The sequence below is a fragment of the Propionicimonas sp. T2.31MG-18 genome (genome assembly GCF_964266745.1).
Classification (GTDB): domain Bacteria; phylum Actinomycetota; class Actinomycetes; order Propionibacteriales; family Propionibacteriaceae; genus Propionicimonas.
On record NZ_CAXWGX010000004.1, the window covers coordinates 120818 to 138923 of the forward strand.

21 protein-coding genes and 1 tRNA gene are annotated in these 18106 nt (G+C 74.2%); 14 read left to right on the forward strand and 8 right to left on the reverse strand.

Features of this window, described 5'->3' with window-relative positions:
* Positions 1–1035 (reverse strand): GTP 3',8-cyclase MoaA, encoded by a 1035-nt coding sequence (gene moaA, locus ACFQQJ_RS04450; protein WP_377104518.1) that lies wholly within the window; start codon positions 1033–1035, stop codon positions 1–3.
* Between the two features lie 122 nt (positions 1036–1157).
* Here moaA and ACFQQJ_RS04455 point away from each other — a divergent pair, with 122 nt between their 5' ends.
* The 5 genes from ACFQQJ_RS04455 to moaC are packed head-to-tail and all read left to right on the forward strand — an operon-like array spanning position 1158 to position 4851.
* Positions 1158–1817, forward strand: a complete 660-nt coding sequence (locus ACFQQJ_RS04455; protein WP_377104520.1) for a helix-turn-helix transcriptional regulator — start codon at positions 1158–1160, stop codon at positions 1815–1817.
* Positions 1810–3018, forward strand: coding sequence for a gephyrin-like molybdotransferase Glp (gene glp, locus ACFQQJ_RS04460; protein ID WP_377104522.1), 1209 nt, complete (start codon positions 1810–1812; stop codon positions 3016–3018). The genes ACFQQJ_RS04455 and glp overlap by 8 nt, the downstream gene beginning before the upstream one ends.
* Entirely contained in the window at positions 3009–3602 is a 594-nt protein-coding gene (locus ACFQQJ_RS04465) for a molybdenum cofactor guanylyltransferase (RefSeq protein ID WP_377104524.1), read from the forward strand. Before glp ends, ACFQQJ_RS04465 begins: the two co-directional genes overlap by 10 nt.
* The gene (locus ACFQQJ_RS04470; protein ID WP_377104526.1) at positions 3596–4387 is read left to right on the forward strand and encodes a HesA/MoeB/ThiF family protein; all 792 of its coding nucleotides are present in this window, start codon (positions 3596–3598) and stop codon (positions 4385–4387) included. Before ACFQQJ_RS04465 ends, ACFQQJ_RS04470 begins: the two co-directional genes overlap by 7 nt.
* Entirely contained in the window at positions 4384–4851 is a 468-nt protein-coding gene (moaC, locus tag ACFQQJ_RS04475) for a cyclic pyranopterin monophosphate synthase MoaC (RefSeq protein WP_377104528.1), read from the forward strand. The genes ACFQQJ_RS04470 and moaC overlap by 4 nt, the downstream gene beginning before the upstream one ends.
* Before the next feature lie 8 nt (positions 4852–4859).
* Here moaC and ACFQQJ_RS04480 read toward each other — a convergent pair whose 3' ends face one another.
* Positions 4860–5291 (reverse strand): molybdenum cofactor biosynthesis protein MoaE, encoded by a 432-nt coding sequence (locus tag ACFQQJ_RS04480; protein WP_377104530.1) that lies wholly within the window; start codon positions 5289–5291, stop codon positions 4860–4862.
* Positions 5291–5779 (reverse strand): molybdenum cofactor biosynthesis protein B, encoded by a 489-nt coding sequence (locus tag ACFQQJ_RS04485; RefSeq protein ID WP_377104532.1) that lies wholly within the window; start codon positions 5777–5779, stop codon positions 5291–5293. Before ACFQQJ_RS04485 ends, ACFQQJ_RS04480 begins: the two co-directional genes overlap by 1 nt.
* Positions 5780–6343: 564 nt before the next feature.
* On the opposite strand from ACFQQJ_RS04485, the gene ACFQQJ_RS04490 reads away from it, so the two are divergent.
* Positions 6344–6544 carry a twin-arginine translocase TatA/TatE family subunit gene (locus ACFQQJ_RS04490; protein ID WP_377104534.1) on the forward strand — a complete coding sequence of 67 codons (201 nt, stop codon included), beginning with the start codon at positions 6344–6346 and terminating at the stop codon, positions 6542–6544.
* A 187-nt stretch (positions 6545–6731) separates the two neighbouring features.
* Positions 6732–8099: a GH1 family beta-glucosidase gene (locus tag ACFQQJ_RS04495; protein ID WP_377104536.1), complete on the forward strand. Its 1368-nt coding sequence runs from the start codon at positions 6732–6734 to the stop codon at positions 8097–8099.
* Between the two features lie 288 nt (positions 8100–8387).
* Here ACFQQJ_RS04495 and ACFQQJ_RS04500 read toward each other — a convergent pair.
* Positions 8388–8460: transfer RNA gene (locus ACFQQJ_RS04500), tRNA-Arg, on the reverse strand.
* A 337-nt stretch (positions 8461–8797) separates the two neighbouring features.
* On the opposite strand from ACFQQJ_RS04500, the gene ACFQQJ_RS04505 reads away from it, so the two are divergent.
* Both ACFQQJ_RS04505 and ACFQQJ_RS04510 read left to right on the forward strand, forming a co-directional pair.
* The gene (locus tag ACFQQJ_RS04505) at positions 8798–10156 is read left to right on the forward strand and encodes a UTP--glucose-1-phosphate uridylyltransferase (protein ID WP_377104538.1); all 1359 of its coding nucleotides are present in this window, start codon (positions 8798–8800) and stop codon (positions 10154–10156) included.
* A complete protein-coding gene (locus tag ACFQQJ_RS04510; protein WP_377104543.1) occupies positions 10153–10515 on the forward strand; it encodes a hypothetical protein in 363 nt (120 codons plus the stop codon). Before ACFQQJ_RS04505 ends, ACFQQJ_RS04510 begins: the two co-directional genes overlap by 4 nt.
* Positions 10516–10534: 19 nt before the next feature.
* On the opposite strand, the gene ACFQQJ_RS04515 is transcribed toward ACFQQJ_RS04510, so the two are convergent.
* The 4 genes from ACFQQJ_RS04515 to ACFQQJ_RS04530 form a co-directional block, all read right to left on the reverse strand.
* Positions 10535–10897 (reverse strand): MscL family protein, encoded by a 363-nt coding sequence (locus ACFQQJ_RS04515; protein WP_377104545.1) that lies wholly within the window; start codon positions 10895–10897, stop codon positions 10535–10537.
* Positions 10898–10947: 50 nt separating this feature from the next.
* Complete coding sequence (locus tag ACFQQJ_RS04520) at positions 10948–11556, reverse strand: SAF domain-containing protein (RefSeq protein WP_377104547.1); 609 nt, start codon at positions 11554–11556, stop codon at positions 10948–10950.
* Positions 11557–11605: 49 nt separating this feature from the next.
* On the reverse strand, positions 11606–11881 hold the full coding sequence (locus ACFQQJ_RS04525) for an FmdB family zinc ribbon protein (RefSeq protein ID WP_377104549.1): 276 nt from the start codon (positions 11879–11881) through the stop codon (positions 11606–11608).
* A gap of 73 nt (positions 11882–11954) precedes the next feature.
* Positions 11955–12548, reverse strand: a complete 594-nt coding sequence (locus tag ACFQQJ_RS04530; RefSeq protein WP_377104552.1) for a 5-formyltetrahydrofolate cyclo-ligase — start codon at positions 12546–12548, stop codon at positions 11955–11957.
* 18 nt (positions 12549–12566) lie between these two features.
* Between ACFQQJ_RS04530 and ACFQQJ_RS04535 the strand changes: the two genes are divergently transcribed.
* The 5 genes from ACFQQJ_RS04535 (at position 12567) to ACFQQJ_RS04555 (ending at position 18097) form a co-directional block, all read left to right on the forward strand.
* Positions 12567–13859 (forward strand): hypothetical protein, encoded by a 1293-nt coding sequence (locus ACFQQJ_RS04535; protein ID WP_377104554.1) that lies wholly within the window; start codon positions 12567–12569, stop codon positions 13857–13859.
* 9 nt (positions 13860–13868) lie between these two features.
* Positions 13869–14492, forward strand: a complete 624-nt coding sequence (locus ACFQQJ_RS04540) for a GNAT family N-acetyltransferase (RefSeq protein ID WP_377104556.1) — start codon at positions 13869–13871, stop codon at positions 14490–14492.
* Positions 14493–14551: 59 nt separating this feature from the next.
* Positions 14552–15280, forward strand: a complete 729-nt coding sequence (locus ACFQQJ_RS04545) for a hypothetical protein (protein WP_377104558.1) — start codon at positions 14552–14554, stop codon at positions 15278–15280.
* Positions 15281–15320: 40 nt separating this feature from the next.
* The gene (locus ACFQQJ_RS04550) at positions 15321–16319 is read left to right on the forward strand and encodes a carbohydrate kinase family protein (protein ID WP_377104560.1); all 999 of its coding nucleotides are present in this window, start codon (positions 15321–15323) and stop codon (positions 16317–16319) included.
* A gap of 89 nt (positions 16320–16408) precedes the next feature.
* Positions 16409–18097 carry an MFS transporter gene (locus ACFQQJ_RS04555; protein ID WP_377104562.1) on the forward strand — a complete coding sequence of 563 codons (1689 nt, stop codon included), beginning with the start codon at positions 16409–16411 and terminating at the stop codon, positions 18095–18097.
* The last annotated feature ends 9 nt before the right edge of the window (positions 18098–18106 follow it).

Consider the following 18106-nt stretch of genomic DNA (forward strand, 5'->3'; position numbering starts at 1 on the left):
TCAGCCTCCGATCGAACTCATGGTGCGGGCGGGTGGACGGAAGCCGGGGCTGTCGATCCCGTGCCCGGCGGCCTTGGCGCGGTGGGCGCCCAGCCACAACCGGGCCAGCTCGACGTCGTCCGCCCCGTCGCGAAGGGGCGTGCGCAGGTCGGTCTCGGTGCGGCTGAACAGGCAGGTGCGCAGTTGCCCGTCCGCGGTGAGGCGGGTGCGGTCGCAGTCTCCGCAGAACGGCGCGGTGACCGACGCGATCACGCCGATGCGTCCGGCGGGGTGCCCGGGGGCCGCGGCGACGCGCCACTCCTGCGCCGGGGCGGCGCCGCGCCCGTCGATCGGTGTGAGGGTGAAGGCCGTCCGGAGGGCGTCCAGGATCTCGGCGGCCGGGACCATCGTGCTGCGGTCCCACCCGTGCTCCGGGCCGAGGGGCATCTGCTCGATGAACCGGAGCCGGTACCCGTGCTCGATGCAGAACCGCGCCAGGGGCACGACGTCCTGCTCGTTCGCACCCCGCATCACCACCGTGTTCACCTTCACCGGGTGCAGGCCCGCGGCGTCGGCGGCGGCGAGCCCGCCCAGCACGTCGTCCAGGCGGTCGCGCCGGGCCAGGGCGGCGTACCGCGTCCGGTCGAGCGAGTCCAGCGAGACGTTGACCCGGCCCAGGCCGGCGCCGGCCAGGGATGCGGCTCGCCGGTCGAGGCCGATCCCGTTCGTGGTCAGGGAGGTCTCCGGCGGGACACCCTCGTCGGTGCGCAGCCCGGTGGCGGCGGCGACGATGCCGGCGAGTCCGGGGCGCAGGAGCGGCTCGCCGCCGGTGAAGCGCACCTTGCGGACGCCGAGCAGGTGCACGGCCACGCCCACGAGGCGGGCCACTTCTTCGTCGGTGAGGATGTCGCGGCCGGGCAGCCACGGCAGGCCCTCGGCCGGCATGCAGTAGGTGCACCGCAGGTTGCAGCGGTCGGTCAGTGACACCCGCAGGTCACGCGCGACCCGTCCGTGGGCATCGCTGAGCGTGCCCAGCGGCAGGACGGCGGTCGGCACCCGGTGCTCCCAACGGTCGGTGTCGCCTGCACAGTAACCCGATTAGTTACGAGTTTCTAGTGGAAACGGTTCCGGGCGTGCGGGATCATGGGTACCCACGGTGCCGGTGCGAGGAGGATCCGATGAGCGAGGGCGTGGCGGTACGCCTGGGGCCCACCCGCGCGGAGGTGCTCGACCACCTCCGGACCACCGGAGGGCCCGTGGACGTCGCGGAGGTGTCGGCAGCCGTCGGCCTCCACCCCAACACGACCCGCTTCCACCTCGACGCGCTGGTCGAGGCGGGCCTGGTGGCCCGCGAGACGGAGGCGCGCCGTCGCCCCGGTCGCCCCCGGGTGCTCTACCGCGCCGCGCCGGGCCACCGCGCCAATCGCTACCAGGATCTCGCCGCGGCCATGGTCAGGCACTTCGCCGGGGGTGTCGAGGACCGCGGGGCGCACGCCGTCCTCGCCGGCGAGGCGTGGGGTGCGGAACTGCGCGCCGAGCAGGAGCGCGCCGGCGCCCTGCCGCCGCTGGAGCGGGTGGTCGGCAGCCTCGACGCCCTCGGCTACGCCCCCACCCTGCTGCCCGGCCCGGACACCGTGGTGCAGCTGCGCCCCTGCCCCTACCTCGACCTCGCCGACGACGACCCGGAGGTGGTCTGCCAGCTCCACCTCGGGCTCGTGCGTGGGCTGATCGGGCCGGGCGAGGGCTGGACGGTGACCGCCATCGAGCCGTGGGCCACCCCCGCCACCTGCCTGGTGCGCCTCGCGCCCGTCCCCGAGGTCGCCGCGGCCGATGCGTGAGCTGCTCGGGGTCGAGGAGTACCTCGACGAACTGCTCGTCCTGGTGCGCCCGGACGAGCGGTCGGAGGTGCTGCCGCTGGCCGCCGCCTTCGGGCGCGTGCTCGCCGCCGACGTGGCCGCGGCGGCGTCCGTCCCCGCCTTCGACAACTCTGCGATGGACGGCTACGCGGTCCGGTTCGCGGAGGTGGCCGGCGCTCCCGCGGTGCTGCGGGTGGTCGGTGACGTCCCGGCCGGCAGCGCGGACGACCCGGACGCCGGGCCGGGGGAGTGCGTGCGCATCATGACCGGGGCGCCGCTCCCTGCCTTCGCCGATACGGTCGTGCCCGTCGAGGACACCCGGGTGGAGGACGACGAGGTGTCCGTGCTGGCGCCGCCCGCCCGTCGGGGCGCGCACGTGCGCCGGGCCGGTGAGGACGTCGACGCCGGGGACCTCGTCGCCCCCGCCGGGGCGGCGCTCACCCCGGGCGTGGTGGGCGCGGTGGCCGCCGCAGGCGTCCGCACGGTCGCGGTGCGGCCGCGGCCGGTGGTGGCGGTGTGCGCGACCGGGGACGAGCTGGTCACCGACGGGTCGGCGCTGCGGCGCGGTCAGGTGCACGAGTCCAACGCCCTCGCGCTGGCCGCGGCGCTCACCCGGGACGGGGCAGAGGTCGTCGCGGCCGCTCCGGTCGGCGACCGGCCCGCGGCCCTGGCGGCCCGGCTCGACGGCCTCGCCGCGTCCGGCTGTGCGCTGGTGGTGCTGACCGGCGGCGCGAGCGTGGGCGCCTACGACGTGGTGCGCGACGTGCTCACCGGCGCGGGCGGCACGTTCCGGCACGTCCGCGTGCAGCCCGGCAAGCCGCAGGGCTGGGCGTGGTGGCGCGGGGTGCCGGTGGTGTCGCTGCCGGGCAACCCGCTGTCGGCGTCCCTGAGCTACGAGCTGTTCGTCCGCCCGCTTGTCGACCGGATGCTCGGACGGCCCGGGCCGGGCTGGCTCCCTGCCGTGGCGGGGGCAGCGTGGACGTCGCCGCAGGGCCGCCGTCAGGTGGTGCCGGTCCTGCTCTCCGGCGAGGACGACGGCCGGCTGGTCGCCCGTCCGGCGCACCGGCGCGGATCGGCGTCGCACGTCGTCACCTCGCTGGCCGGGGCGGACGGGATCGCCGTCGTCGCAGAGGACGTCACGGCCGTCGAGCCGGGCGACGCGCTCCAGGTGAGGTGGCTGTGATCTTCGACGCCGTGGTGCTCGCCGGGGGACGCGGGTCGCGCCTGGGCGGGATCGACAAGCCGGCGGTGAGGATCGGTGGGCGCCGCCTGCTCGACATCGCCCTCTCCGCGGTCGCCGGGGCCCGCCGGGTGGTGGTCGTCGGCGACGCCGACGTGCCGTCCGGGGTGCTGCGCACCCGGGAGGACCCGCCGTTCGGCGGCCCGGTGGCCGCGCTGGACGCGGGTCTGGCCGCGCTGGGACGCGCGCACGGGCAGGCACCGTGGACGCTGGTGCTGGCCGCAGACCTGCCCGACGCGGAGGCCGCCGTGGCGACGCTGCTGGCGTCCCCGCCGTCCGACGACGAGGACGGCGCCTGCCTGGTGGACGACGACGGCCGCCTGCAGTGGCTGCTGGGGTGCTACCGGACCGCTGCGCTCGAGCGGCGGCTGGGGGAGCGGGGCGACCCTCCCCTGACCGCGATGCACCGGCTGCTCGCCCCGCTGCGCCTGCGGGGCGTGGCCCGTGGCGCGGCGGTCGTCGACGACCTGGACACCCCGGAGGACGCCGCCCGCTGGGCGGGGCGCAGGGGAGCGGTGGAATGGTGAGGCTCGCCCCTCTCGTCGAGCCGGCCGGCGCGCTGTCCGCGTCCGACCGGGAGCGGTTCGCGCGGCACCTGCCGATCCCCGGGCTCGGCGAGCTCGCGCAGCGCAGGCTGCGCGCCGCCCGCATCTGCGTCGTGGGCGCCGGCGGGCTCGGCAGCCCCGCCCTGCTCTACCTCGCCGCTGCCGGTGTGGGCACCCTCGGGGTGGTGGACGCGGATGTCGTCGAGCTGGTGAACCTGCAGCGCCAGGTGCTGCACACCACCGGGGGGATCGGGACGCCGAAGGCGGCCAGCGCCGCGCGGCGGCTCGCCGAGCTCGACCCCGCCGTGCGCGTGGTGACCCACGAGCTGCGGCTGGACGAGGGCAACGCCCGGGAGGTGCTCGGCGGCTACGACCTCGTGCTCGACGCCGTGGACAACTACCCGACCCGCTACCTCATCAGCGACACCTGCGCCGAGCTGGGGATCCCTGTGGTGTGGGGTGCGGTGATGGTCACCCGCGCCCAGGTGAGCGTGTTCTGGAGCACCCCGCGTGGCGTGGGTGGGACGCTGCCCGGGATCACGCTGCGCGACCTCCACCCCGAGCCACCCGACCCGGCGACGTGGGTGACCGCGGCGGGGGTCGGGGTGCTCGGGTCGATGTGCGGCCAGGTCGGCGCGCTGATGGCGACCGAGGCGATCAAGCTGGTCACCGGGGCCGGCGATGTGCTGTTCGGCCGCATGCTGTACCTGGACACGATGAGCGCGACGGTCGCCACCGTGCCGCTGTCCCCGAGGAGGACGACGTGAGCGAGTTCACCCACCTGGACGCGGCGGGGCACGCCCGGATGGTCGACGTCAGCGGCAAGCAGGTGACCGCGCGCAGCGCAACCGCCGAGGGTCTCGTACGGTGCCCGCCGGCGGTGGTCGCAGCCCTGCGCGGCGGGGAGGTGCCCAAGGGCGACGTCCTGGCGGTCGCCAGGGTGGCCGGCATCGCCGCGGCGAAGCGGACGCCGGAGCTGCTCCCGCTGGCGCACGTGATCGGCGTCCACGGCGTCGAGGTGGACCTGGCCGTCACCGACGAGGGCGTGTCGATCGCGGCCACCGTCCGCGCCGTCGACCGCACAGGCGTGGAGATGGAGGCCCTGACGGCGGTGTCCGTGGCCGCCCTCGCCGTCGTCGACATGGTGAAGGGCCTCGACAAGCGGGTCGAGATCGCCGGCGTCCGCCTGGTCGCGAAGGACGGGGGGCGGTCCGGCGCGTGGCGCCGCTGACCGGCCCCCTACAGGTTCGACCAGCGGTAGCTGCCGTCGTCCTCGAACTGCTGCTTCCAGACCGGGAGCTCCGCCTTCACCCGCTCGACCACGTCGGCGCAGACCGCGAAGGCGAGGCGGCGGTGCGGCGAGGAGACGGCGACCACGAACGCGTTCTCCCCCACCACCAGGTGGCCGGTGCGGTGCACCGCGGCCACCCGGCAGTCTCCCGCGGGGTCGGCGTCGGCGAGCGTGGTGGCAACGATCTCCGCGATGCGCGCGGGCGCGGACGGGTGGCAGGTGTAGTCGAGGGCGACGACGCGTCCGGCCGCCTGCGGGTCGTGGTCGCGGACGACCCCGACGAACAGCACGACCGCCCCGGCGTCGGGGCGGGCGACGAGGCGCGCGAGTTCTTCGGAGGTCACCGGGTGGTCGCGGACCTCCGCGAGCACGACGGGCATCAGTGGTCACCACCCTGGAGCTGCTCGAGCAGGTGGGCGAGCAGGGGCAGGAGCACCTCGATGCCCTCTGCGGCGGCGCGGGGGCTGCCCGGGAGGTTCACGACCACGGCGCCGCCGGCCCCGTCCACGGCGTCGACCACCCCGGCGACGCCCCGGCTGAGCGCCGCGTGCGGGGATCGCGCCGCCCCGCGTGCGCGCAGCAGTTCCGCCACGCCGGGAAGGGTGCGGTCGAGGACGCCGCGCGTGCCCTCGGGTGTCCGGTCGCGCGGGCCGACGCCCGTGCCACCGGTGGTGAGGACGACGCGGTCGCCGGCGTCCAGCGCCTCGAGCAGCGCCGCGCGGACGCTCTCCTCTCCGTCCGGCACCACCACGCGCGACACGGCGTGGCCCGCCGCCTCGAGCGCGGCGACGAGGACCGGCCCGGACTCGTCCTCGCGCACGCCGGCCGCGCACCGGTCGGACACCGTGATCACCCGGCACCGTTCCATCGCCACCTCCTGTCGACGCGACGACCGTACCCCGCTCGCCGCGTCCCTCGCTCGCCTCCCGTCCGCGACAACGCCCCATGTTCGATGGTCGGCCAGCCACGGACGTGACGGCCAGCATCCATGTTCGAGGGCCAGCCTTGCTGCCGAGGGCCAGCACCAGTGGACGAGCCCTCGGCCGAATGGCTGGTCCTCGGCGTGCTGGGCCCGGACGAGGGCCCGCGCGTCCGAGCCGTCGTGCGGGGGGACGATGACCGGCGCCGGCAGGTGAGAACCGCCGTTGCGCGTCCCTCTTCGCGACGCCTCGTCCCGTCGAGGGCCAGCCTTCCGGTTCGACAGCCAGCCTTGTGGTCGAGGGCCAGCACCGGTGGACGAGCCCTCGGCCGGAAGGCTGGCCCTCGAGGCGATGGACGGGGTGGGTCGAACGGACGGCGTCCGCGGCCGATCGTGAGCATCTGCCAGCATTCCCCGGCCCGCGTTGGGGATCCACGTCCGGAGGGTGGAAGATGGGCACCGGTCGGCGTCGGGTAACGTCGCCCCCACGAGGCGCAGGAACAGGAGAACGGCATGCCGAGTCTTGGCGGTTGGGAATGGGTCATCATCGCCGTGGTGGCGCTGGTGCTCTTCGGTGGCGCGAAACTGGCCAACTTCGGCAAGAACGCGGGCAAGGCCATTCGCGAGTTCAAGGAGGAGTCGAAGACCGGCTCCGTCGAGCCGCCCGCGACCCCGGCCGAGCCGCCGGCGACCGACGAGGGCCCCAAGGCCTGACCTGCCGCGCGACCTGCCCCGGCGGTCGCGACAGGCGTCTTCCCGTCCCGCCGACCCCTTCTGGCCGGACGGGGCTTCGCGCATCACTGGTGAGCGGTGCTAAGTTGCTCCCAACCGCAATGAGAGCGCGATCATTCGTGGTGGTCCCGGCACTGGAGCAGGGCCCGCGGGTGGGAAGGACTTGATGATGGGCATCGAATTCCCGAAGGGGTTCCTCTTCGGCTCTGCCACGTCCTCGTACCAGATCGAGGGTGCCGCCACCGAGGACGGCAAGGAGGACTCGATCTGGGACGTGTTCTGCCGCGAGCCAGGGAAGATCGTGAACGGGGACGACGGGCTGGTCGCCTGCGAGCACTACCACCGCTACCCCGAGGACGTGAAGCTGCTGGCCGACCTCGGCATGAACACCTACCGGTTCTCGGTGTCCTGGCCGCGGGTCATGCACGCCGACGGCAGCGTGAACCCCAAGGGCATGGACTTCTACTCCCGCCTCGTGGACGAGCTGCTCGCCCACGACATCGCGCCCTGGCTGACGCTCTACCACTGGGACTTGCCCGCTGCGCTGCCGGGCGGCTGGACGAACCGGGCGACCGCCGAGCGGTTCGTCGACTACGCCCTTGCCATGCACGACCGGCTGGGCGACCGGGTGCGCACCTGGACGACGCTGAACGAGCCCTGGTGCTCGTCGTTCCTGAGCTACTCCGCCGGCGTGCACGCTCCCGGCTGGACCGATCCGGTCGCCGCGATCAAGGCCGCGCACCACCTGCTGCTCGCCCACGGGTGGACGGTGCAGGCGCTGCGCGTGGCGGATCCCGACGCCAGCCTCGGCATCACGCTGAACTTCACCCCGTCCTACCCGGCGTCCGACAGCCCCGAGGACGTCGACGTGGCCCGCCGGGTGGACGCCACCGCGAACCGCTTCTTCATCGAGCCCATCGCGCACGGCCATTACCCCGAGGACGCGCTGGAGGACCTGGCCGGCCTGTGGCCGTCCGACCTCGTCCAGGACGGCGACCTGGCCGCGATCAGCACGCCGATCGACGTCCTGGGCGTGAACTACTACACGACCAACGTGTTCCGTGCCGCGGGGCCGGGCGACGCGCCGTCCGGCCCCACCCCGCACCCGTCCGCCCCTGACGCCGTGCAGGTGATGCGCGACCTGCCGCTGACCGCGATGGGCTGGGAGGTCGACCCGGACGGACTGCGTCGCCTGCTCGTGTGGCTGCACACCACCTACACCGGCGCGACCGGCACCGGCCTGGTGATCACCGAGAATGGCGCGGCCTACGACGACGTGGCGGACGAGAACGGCTTCGTCGACGACCAGGACCGGGTGGAGTACCTGCGCGGGCACCTGACCGCCGTCCACCAGGCGATCGAGGAGGGTGCCGACGTGCGCGGCTACCTGGCGTGGTCGCTGATGGACAACTTCGAGTGGGCGGAGGGCTACGCCAAGCGCTTCGGCGTCGTCCGGGTGGACGCGGAGCAGCGCCGAATCCCCAAGGCCAGCGCCCACTGGTTCGCCGACCTGGCACGCACCGGAACCATCGGCTGAACGCCCCGGTCCGGGCCCGAACGCCGGCCTCGGGCTCGAACGCCGGGCCCGGCCCGAACGCCGGCCCGGGGACCCGAACGCCGGCCCCGGCCCGAACGCCGGCCCCGTCGATCGAAGACCAGCCTTCGTGATCGAGGACCAGCCCTAACGCCGAGGGCCAGTACCTGTGGACGAGCCCTCGGCCGGAAGGCTGGCCCTCGCGGGGGAGCGGGGTCGCAGACGGGTGGGGAGTGCGAACAGGTCGGCGTGACGTCCGTGCTTGTCACGGCGGACGACGCACGCATTCTGCGACCCCAGCAAGATTCGAACTTGCGACACAAGGTTTAGGAAACCTCTGCTCTATCCCCTGAGCTATGGGGCCCGGACGCCCTTGCGGGCTCCACAAGCCTACCGCCTGACGGCACTGTCCCCCGGCCGAGTGACGGCGCGGCTGGCTAGGGGTGAAACAACCTGTGAGTGCGCTGGGAATTCGCGATTCGAGTTTGAATTGCCGCCCGGTTCGGCTAGAGTCCTCAATCGAGAGTGACGCACACGATGTTGTCTCCTGGGGGTGGGTAGACGGCTTCAAGCCCTTCGCGGTGCGTCACTCTCGCTGTGTCCGCAGGGCCCTCGCGCGAACGCCCGCCGGCCCGGTGGCCGCGAGGTCTCAGCAGGCGCCGCGGAGGCGCGTCCCGTCCTGTCCCGGCTAGCATCGCCGCATGAGCCCCACCGCCCTCGAGCAGTGCCTGGACAAGATGCGTGCCGCGGGGATCAGCCGCGCCGCCGTGGACAACTTCGCCCACTACTGGCAGCTGTGCGCCTCGGGCGCGACCGGCCTGATCCTCGAGGACACCATCCGTCCGCTGACCGACCCGCCCCGGCTCGACCAGGTCGAGGTGGACGACGCCGCCGCGCGCGATGCCCTGCAGAAGACGGTGATCATCAAGCTCAACGGCGGGCTGGGCACCTCGATGGGCCTGGACCGCGCCAAGACACTGCTCCCGGTGCTCGAGGGACGGACGTTCCTCGACCTCATCGTCGACCAGGTGCGCTACGCCCGCGAGCGCTACGACGCCCGCCTGCCACTGCTGTTCATGAACAGCTTCCGCACCCGGGAGGACACCCTCGCCCACCTCGAGCGCTACCCGGGGCTCGCCGTCGACGGGCTCCCGCTGGACTTCCTGCAGAACGCAGAGCCCAAGATCCTGGCCGACAGCCTCGCGCCGGTGTCCTGGCCCGCCGATCCCGGCCAGGAGTGGTGCCCGCCGGGTCACGGCGACCTCTACCCGGCGCTGCTGGGCACCGGGGTGCTGGACGCCCTGGTGGACGCCGGCTTCCGCTACGCCTCGGTCGCCAACGGCGACAACCTCGGTGCCGCACCGAACGCGCGACTGGCCGGCTGGTTCGCCGCGTCCGGTGCGCCGTACGCGGCCGAGGTGTGCCCGCGGACGGTGAACGACCGCAAGGGCGGGCATCTCGCCGTCCGGATCTCCGACGGACAGCTGATCCTGCGCGACACCGCCCAGACCGCGCCCGAGGAGATGGAGTTCTTCACCGACGAGTTCCGCCACCCGTACTTCCACGCCAACAACCTGTGGCTCGACCTGGTCCAGCTGCGCGACACCCTCGCCGAGCGCGGGGGCGTGCTGGGCCTCCCGCTGATCCGCAACGAGAAGACCGTCGACCCCGCGGACCCCACCTCACCCAGGGTGATCCAGCTGGAGAGCGCGATGGGCGCGGCGATCGAGGTGTTCCCGGGGGCCACGGCGATCGCCGTCGGTCGTGACCGCTTCCTGCCGGTGAAGACCACCAACGAGCTGCTGCTGCTGCGCTCCGACCTCTTCGAGCTCGAGCCGGACGGTCGCCTGCACAGCCGCGTGGAGCGCATCCCGGAGATCGACCTGGACGGACGCCACTACCGGCTCATCGACGACTTCGACGCGCTCGTCACCGTGGTGCCGTCCCTGCGGGGCGCCACGTCGCTGCGGGTGCGCGGGGAGTGGCGCTTCGACGCCCCGGCGGCCGTCGTGGGCGCGGTCGACCTGCCCGACGACGGCACCCCGCACTCCTTCCGGTGAGCGGACGCTGGCACTCCGCGCTCGGGTACGCGCTGACCGGTGAGGAGCTGGACCTGCCGGACGCGCAGGCGCCCGATCCGTCCGGGCTCGTGGACGACCTCGCCGCTCTCGGGTGGACGCGCACGCGGATCGCCGACCATGCCCGGCGGGTGCTGGAGGCAGAACAGGGGTGGCCGCACCTCGTCCCGGCGACCCTGCGGGCGGGCTGCGGCGCCGCGCAGCTGGCGGCGCTGATGGGCCGGGTGCGGGAGCTCCTCGACCTCACCACCCTCGAGACGCGCCCGCCCTCGGGGCGCCGGCGGCTGAACGCCGACGAGCTCCGGCTGCTGCGGGAGGTCCCCCCGCACCACGGCTCCTGAAGCGCGCGGCCGTCGCCAACTACGCCCGCGCCCGGAGCAGGTCGCGGATTTCGGCGAGCAGTTCCTCCGAGCTCGGTGCGGCGGGCTGGTCGGGCTGCGGCGTCGAGAGCCGCTCCTTGACGGCGTCGTAGGGCCTGACAAGCCCGAAGTACACGACGGCGGCCGTCACCACGAAGGTCACCACAGCGGTGATGAAGGTGCCGACATTCACTCCGCCGATCGCGACGCTGCTGAAATCGGGTTGCGCCCCTAGTTTCCCGATCACGTCCATCACCAGTTGGGTGAACGTGGTCACGACAGCGGTGAATGCGGTCGCCATGATGAATGCGACGGCCAGTTCGATCAGGTTCCCGCGCATCAGGAAATCCCTGAATCCCTTCATCTGCCTGCCCTCTTTCCGGTTCGGTGGACTCCGCACGCTACCCGGCCGCCTCAGCGAAGGGCGAAGCTCAGGCCAGAGACCGACATCGCGGCGGCGACAGCCGCCGCCTGCGCGGCGGTGACCTCCAGCAGGACCAGCGAGGGGTCGGTGCCGCCGAGCAGCCCCGCGTCCGACGGGGCGATGGCGACCACCCGTACGCCCGCGGCGATGACGCCGAAGCCCGAGCCGGCGGCGCTCGCGCCGAGCACGTCGATCCGCTGGCCCGTGCGCAGCAGTGCCACCGCCCCCGTGGTGCCGAAGGTGACCGGCAGCGCGAGCAGCCCCGGCCCGACACCGCCGACCCCGTCGAGGAGCACCGATGCGGTGAGCGCCTGGCGCACCGGGACGTCGACGACCACCGTCCGCCCGACGAGCTGACCGGGATCGCCCTCCGCCCCCTCCGGCACGGCCTGCGGCGGCAGGAGGGCGACGGTGAGGTCGGAGGGGGTGAGCGTGGCGCCGCCGGGAACCGTCCGGGCGGCGACGACCACCGCCACGCCCCCGGACGAACGGGGGCCGACGGCGGCCAGCCCGCTGAGGACGGCGACGGCGAGGAGGAGCGCGGCGATACCGCGACGGTGCCAGCGGAACGCGCGGCGGAGCGGGTCGATCAGGCGCATACCTGAATCTTCAGCCGACGTCGCCCCAGCGCGTCAGGCGTCCACAGGCTCAGGCCGCGCTGCTGGCCCCTGTGGATGACGCCGCAGTGGCCGGCGCGCTGTCGACCGGGGCCGGCTTGGCCGGGGTCGCGGCGTTGGCCTTGCCCTTGCTGCGGTTGTCAGTGGCGTAGAAGCCGGATCCCTTGAACACGACGCCGACGGCGTTGAACACCTTGCGCAGGGTTCCGTCGCACTCCGCGCACTCGGTGAGGGGGTCGTCGGTGAACTTCTGGACGACTTCCACATCCGTGCCGCACGAGGTGCACCGGTACTGGTAGGTGGGCATGTCACTTCCTACAGGATCGACAGGGACGGTCAAATGGTAGCCAGCACCCTGGGGAACGAGGAAATCGCCGGCACTATTCCGCGTCGATGCGCCGCCGCTCGGTGACCACGAGGTGGACGGGAACGTCCCAGCTGTCGGTCGGCACGTCGGGCAGCACCTCCTCGTCGAAGAGCAGCAATCCGCGCCGGGCGTGCGCCGCTGACCAGGCCAGGGCCCGGTCGTACCACCCGCCGCCGGTGCCCAGCCGGCGTCCGTCCGGGGTGCCGGCCAGACCGGGCAGCCAGACCCAGCCGGCCGTGCCCAGCGCCTCAGGGCCGAGCGGGGGCCCGGTGGGGGCGGCGATGCCGAGCGGGCCGGGCGCGAGGTCGTCGGGCCCGGTGTACCAGGCCCAGTCCGGTGCGCGCCGCAGCACAGGGAGGAGCACCCGGACGTCCGCCTGCCGCAGGTGCTCGATGAGGGCGAGGGTGTCCGGTTCGCCGGGACGGGAGACGTACGCTGCGACCACGGGGACGCCCGCGCAGGCCGCGAGCGCACGGGCCGTCCGGGCGTCGTCCCCGGCGGGATCGGAGGGACGGGACGCTCGCGCAGCCCCGATCCGGAGGCGCAGTTCGGCCTTCTCGCCGGATCGGGTGGCTCGCGGCTGGCCTTCGCGGCCGTCGCTGGTCACTGACTTATCGTAGGGCGCATGGCCCTCTTCACCCGAGCCGGGGACGGCACGCAGCCCGCGCCCGCGGTCGAGCCGGAGCCGGCCGTGCCGGCCACGTTCCCCGACGCTCCGGCGGCGGGCCCTTCCGGACGCCGCACCCTCGACGCCCACCGGGAGTTCCTGCTGCGGCACGTGCACAGCGAGGCCCCGCTCGGCATCGCCCTGCTGGACGCCGCCGGCCTGGCCATCTGCGAGACGATCGTCGCCGACCTCGACCTGCCGACCTTCACCTCCGCCACCGTGGACGGTTGGGCGCTGCGCGCGTCCAACCTCGTGGGGGCGAGCCCGCACCTGCCGGTGATCCTGCCCGTGGTGGACGAGATCGGGCCCGGCCCGTACCGGGGCGCACCCCTGCCCAAGGGCACGGCTGTGCGCGTCGCCGCCGGCGCGCCGGTTCCCGAGGGTGCGGACGCCGTGGTCGCGCTGGGGGAGGGCCTCGCCGTGGGCGAAGAGGTGCAGTTCACCTCGGAGGCCGCCTTCGGCCAGAACCTGCGGCCGGCCGGGTCGCAGATCGCGGACGGCACCCCGCTCGTCACCTCCGGCACGGTGCTCACCCCGCGCGTGCTCGGGCTGATCGCCGAGGTCGGCCACGACAAGGTGCTGGCGCGTCCCCGTCCGCGCGTGGTCGTACTCACCGCCGACGCCACCCTCGTCGAGCCCGGGCTCCCCCTGACCCGCCTCGACCAGACCTACGACGCCTGCACCACGATGCTGGCCGCCGCGGCCCGCGCGGACGGCGCACAGGTGTTCGCGGCGGGGATCGTCGCCGCGGAGCCGAAGTCGCTGGCCACCACGATCTCCGAGCAGCTCGTCCGGGCCGACCTGCTGCTGCTCGTGGCCGCGGACGACGACCTCGAGGCCGTGTTCGGCGCCCAGGACGTTCTCGACGTGGCCGAGGTGGACGGCTTCGCCGGCCGCATGCTGTTCGCCCTCGTCGGGGCCGAGAGGTCGCCGGTCCTCGTGCTGCCACCCGGCGCGGTCGCCGCCCAGCTCGCGTACGTGTGCTTCGGGCGCCCGCTCGTGCAGCGGCTCGCCGGCGCCGACCGGCCGCCCCTCGCCGAGGAGCCGGTGGAGCTCGCCGTTACCGTGGCGACCGACCCCGTCCTCACCCGCCTCGTGCTGGCCCGGCGAGAGGGCGACGAGGCCCGGCCCCTGGACGCTGTCGGCGCCGGCACCGTCGAACTGGCCGCGGCGAACGCTGTGCTGGTCGTCCCGCCCGGCGCGGGGCCCCTGCCGGCGCACGTGGCCGTCTCCTGCCGGTCGCTGGACTAGACGCCGTCGATGGCGGGACCGTCCTGGCCGGTGCGCCTGGAGCACCCCCCGGTCACCCTGCGCCCGCTGCGTCGCAGGGATGAGGCGGACTGGGCGCGCATCCGGCAGCTCTCACCGTCCTGGTTCCGTCCCTGGGACTCCAGCAGGCCGCCCAGCTCGCCCGAGCCCAGCATGAGCTTCGCGCAGCTCGTCACCGTGTTCGGCCGCAGGGCGCGCCGCGGGCAGATGCTGCCGTGGGCCGTCGAGTACACCCCGGAGGGGGGCAAGCCGGTGTTCGCGGGCCAGGTGACGGTCTCCGGCATCACCCGCGGCTCGGCGTGCTGGGCGCACGTCGGCTACTGGGTCGACCCGCGCTGGGCGGGCCGCGGGATCATCCCCACCGCCGTCGCGATGGCCGCCGACTACTGCTTCGACGTGCTCTGCCTGCACCGCATCGAGATCGCGATCCGTCCCGAGAACGCCAACAGCCTCGCCGTGGTGCGCAAGCTCGGCGCGCGCTACGAGGGACGCCGCGAGCGCTACATGCACGTGGACGGCGCCTGGCGCGACCACGACGTGTTCGTCCTCAGCCCCGAGGACCACCCCGGGGGCGTGCTCGCGAGGTTCGAGGCCGGACGGCGCGAGCGCGGCTAATCCTCGACACTCCGCCCCGGGTGGGCCGGATGCGACCGCGCGCCGAATACGGTTCGGGTGTGGGTACGACCGGGCTGATCTTCGCAGTGATCGCTGCCGCCTGGCTGATGTACCTCGTGCCCTACTTCCTGCACCACCGGGGCGACGACCTGGCCGACGAGGCGGTGGGTGAGATCCCCTTCAGCCCCGCGGTGACGATCGTCCGGAGCGGGACGTCGCTGGCCGAGGCGGATGCCGGGACGGCGACCGTGTCGACCCCGCTGACGCGCCGCGCCCAGCTGCGCGAGCTGCACCTGCGTGACCGTGACGCGGCCCAGCGGCGCCGCCGGGTCCTGATCTTCCTGCTGGTCGTCCAGCTGATCGTGGCCGTGCTCGCCGCCGTCGGCATCGGCGCCTGGTGGGCAGCGGTGATCCCGTCGGTGCTGATTGCGACGTTCCTTGTGATCGCCCGGTTCAGCGTCCGCGCGATGCGCGCGGACCTGGCCCGGCGCGCGGCCGCGATCAGGGAGTGCCCCGACGAACAGACGGTTGCGATCTCGCTGAGCCCCGCCGAGTCGGCCGAGCACGAGCACTCGATCGAGCTCAGCGTGCCGGTGACCCCCGTGTCGTCGCTGTGGGACCCGATCCCGATCACCCGTCCCACCTACGTGTCCAAGCCCCTCGCCCCCCGAACCGTCCGCACCATCGACCTGACCGCCCCCGTGGCGACGCCCGGACGGATCCCCGTCACCGCCGACCCGATCGAGGCGGCGGAGGCCGAGCCGGAGGCGCAGGAGGACGTGGGCTGAGCGTCCGCGCCGCAGCGTGTCCGCCGAACGGAGGGGTGTGATGGCAGGAGTGGCCGTCGTCGGGCACCTCACCGTCGACATCACCCCACAGCTGCCCGGACCACCCGTCCTGCGGCCCGGTGTGCTCGCCCAGGTGGGGCCGGCGGCGGTCGCGCTCGGCGGTGCGGTGGGCAACACCGGACGCGTGCTCGCCGTCCTCGGCGTGCCGGTCGTGGGCACGGCGGCCATCGGCGGGGACGACTTCGGACGGATCGTCGTCGACCGGTTCGCGGGCCTGGCCGGCTTCGAGTTCCGCCCGCAGCTGTGCGACCGGGCCACCGGCTACACGATCGTGGTGGAGCCGCCCGCGACCGACCGGACGTTCTGGCACCACCCCGGGGCCAACGCCGCGCTGCGCCTGGACGAGGTGGGGCTGGACGGCCTCGACCTGGTGCACTTCGGCTACCCGTCCCTGATGCCGGGGGTGTGCGCCGACCAGGGCGCGGGCCTGGCCGGCTTCCTGGCCCGCGCCGCGGGCGCCGGGCTCGTCACCAGCCTCGACCTGGCGTGGGTCGACCCGCGCTCGGAGGCCGCGGCGGTGGACTGGCCAGCGTTCCTGCGGGCCGCGCTGCCGTCGGTCGACGTGCTCACCCCCAGCTACGACGACCTGGCCAGCCCGCTCGGCCTCGACGCGTCCTGGGACCCGTCCCGGGGTCGGGCACTGGTCGAGGAGCTGCTGGGGTGGGGAGCCGGCGTCGTCATGCTCAGCGCCGGCGAGCACGGCGTGCTGCTGGGCGTCGCCGGCCGGGACCGGCTCGGACGGCTGGCGCGCTACGGCGGCGACCTGTCGGCCTGGGCGGGGATCCGGCTCGCCCTGCCGCCCGCCCCGGTGCGGCGCATCGCCACGACGGTGGGCGCGGGGGACGCCGCCACGGCCGGCCTGCTGGCCGCCCTGCGGCGGGGACGCGGACCGCAGGATGCGCTCCGCTACGCCACGCAGGTGGCGGCCGCCGTGATCGAGCAGGGCGGCACCGGCGCGTTCACCGGCCTGCCTGCTTGAGGTGGACTTGATCCTGGCTTAGGGCGTGCCCATCACCGCTGTCCGTAGCGTCGACGCCATGAGACTCCGCACTCCGATCCCCTCCGGTCATGCGCTCGGTCCGCTGGGCTGACCCCTCGCCGGAGCCCACGCTCCCCGTGCCCGCGGGGGGCCGGACGCCCGCACTCCCGGCGGGGGACGCCGGTCCGGACGCCGCCCGTCCGTGGCTCGGGTTCGTGGCGCTGGCGGCGGCGCTGGCGATGATCGTCCTCGACGGCACCGTCGTCGGCGTCGCGCTGCCGGCGATCCTCGACGACCTCGATCTGGGGCTCAGCGACGCGCAGTGGATCAACAGCGTCTACCCGGTGGTGTTCGCCGCGCTGCTGCTGACCTTCGGCCGCCTCGGTGATCGCCACGGCAGGCGGCTGCTCCTGGTGACCGGTGTGGTGGTCTTCGCCGCGGCCAGCCTGACCGCGGCCGGCGCACAGGACGCCGGAGAGCTGATCTGGTCCCGGTGCGTGCAGGGCGTCGGCGGGGCGATGATCCTGCCGGCGACCGTCTCCAGCCTCAACGCGATGTTCCGGGGACGCAGCCGCGCCATCGCCTTCGGCCTGTGGGGAGCGGTTCTGGCCGCTGCGGCAGCGGTCGGCCCGCTGCTCGGTGGCTGGCTGACGACCGCGCTCGACTGGCGCTGGGTCTTCCTCGTCAGCCTGCCGGTGGCGGCGGTCGTGGTGGTCCTCGCCCTCGTCGCGGTGCCCGAGACGCGCGGTACGGCCGGGGACGGGTTCGACGGGTGGGGGCTGGTGCTGAGCGCGTCCGGGCTCGGCCTGTTGGTGTTCGGTCTCATCGAGGGGCCGTCGCTGGGCTGGGTCCGGCCGGTGGACGAGATCACGGTCCTCGGCCTGCCCTGGCCGTCCGGGGCGCCGGTGTCCCCGGTATTGCCCGCCCTCCTTGCCGGGCTGGCCGCGACCGCCGGCTTCCTCGCCGTCGAGGCGCGCCGCGCCCGTGCCGGCCGGGCGGTGGTCCTCGACCTCTCGCTGTTCCGGGTGCCGGCCTTCGCCGGGGGCAACCTGGCGGCGGGCGCGGTCGCGGTGGGGGAATTCGCCCTCCTCCTGGGGTTGCCGCTCTACCTGGTCTACGCCATGCGCCTGTCGGTGCTGGAGGCGGGCTGGGTTCTCGCAGCGATGGCGATCGGGGCCTTCCTCGCCGGCGCGCGGGCACGGGCGCTGTCCGCGCGGCTCGGCGCGCCTCGCTTGGTGACCCTCGGTCTCGCGATCGAACTCGTCGCGGCCGTGGCGGGGGCCGTCGCGGTCCCGGCCCAGCCCCCGGCCTGGGTGCTCGCCGGCATCCTGGCCGCCTACGGGCTGGGACTCGGCCTGGCCGCAGCCCAGCTGACGTCCGTCGTGCTGGCCGGTGTTCCGGTGGCACAGTCCGGCGTGGCCTCCGCCACCCAGAGCACCGTCCGCCAGTTGGGGTCGGCCCTGGGCGCGGCGCTGGCCGGCACGACCCTGTCGGTGGGCTTCGCGGTGACGGTGCCGGCACGGCTCGCGCTGGTCCCCGGGGTGAGTGCCGACGACGCGCTGACCATGGTCGACTACATGACCGGGACAGCCGGCGCGGTGATCGCGATGATCCGGGCAAAGGGCACCGGCGGCTACTTCGGCGCGCTCGGCCCTGCGGTGGCCGACGAGTTGTCGATCGCGTTCGCCCAGTGCGTGGGCGCGGTGCTCTGGGTCGCCGCGGCGTTCATCGCGCTGGGTCTCGTGGCGGCGCTCCGCTTGGATCGTCGCCATCCCTGACCTTCCCGT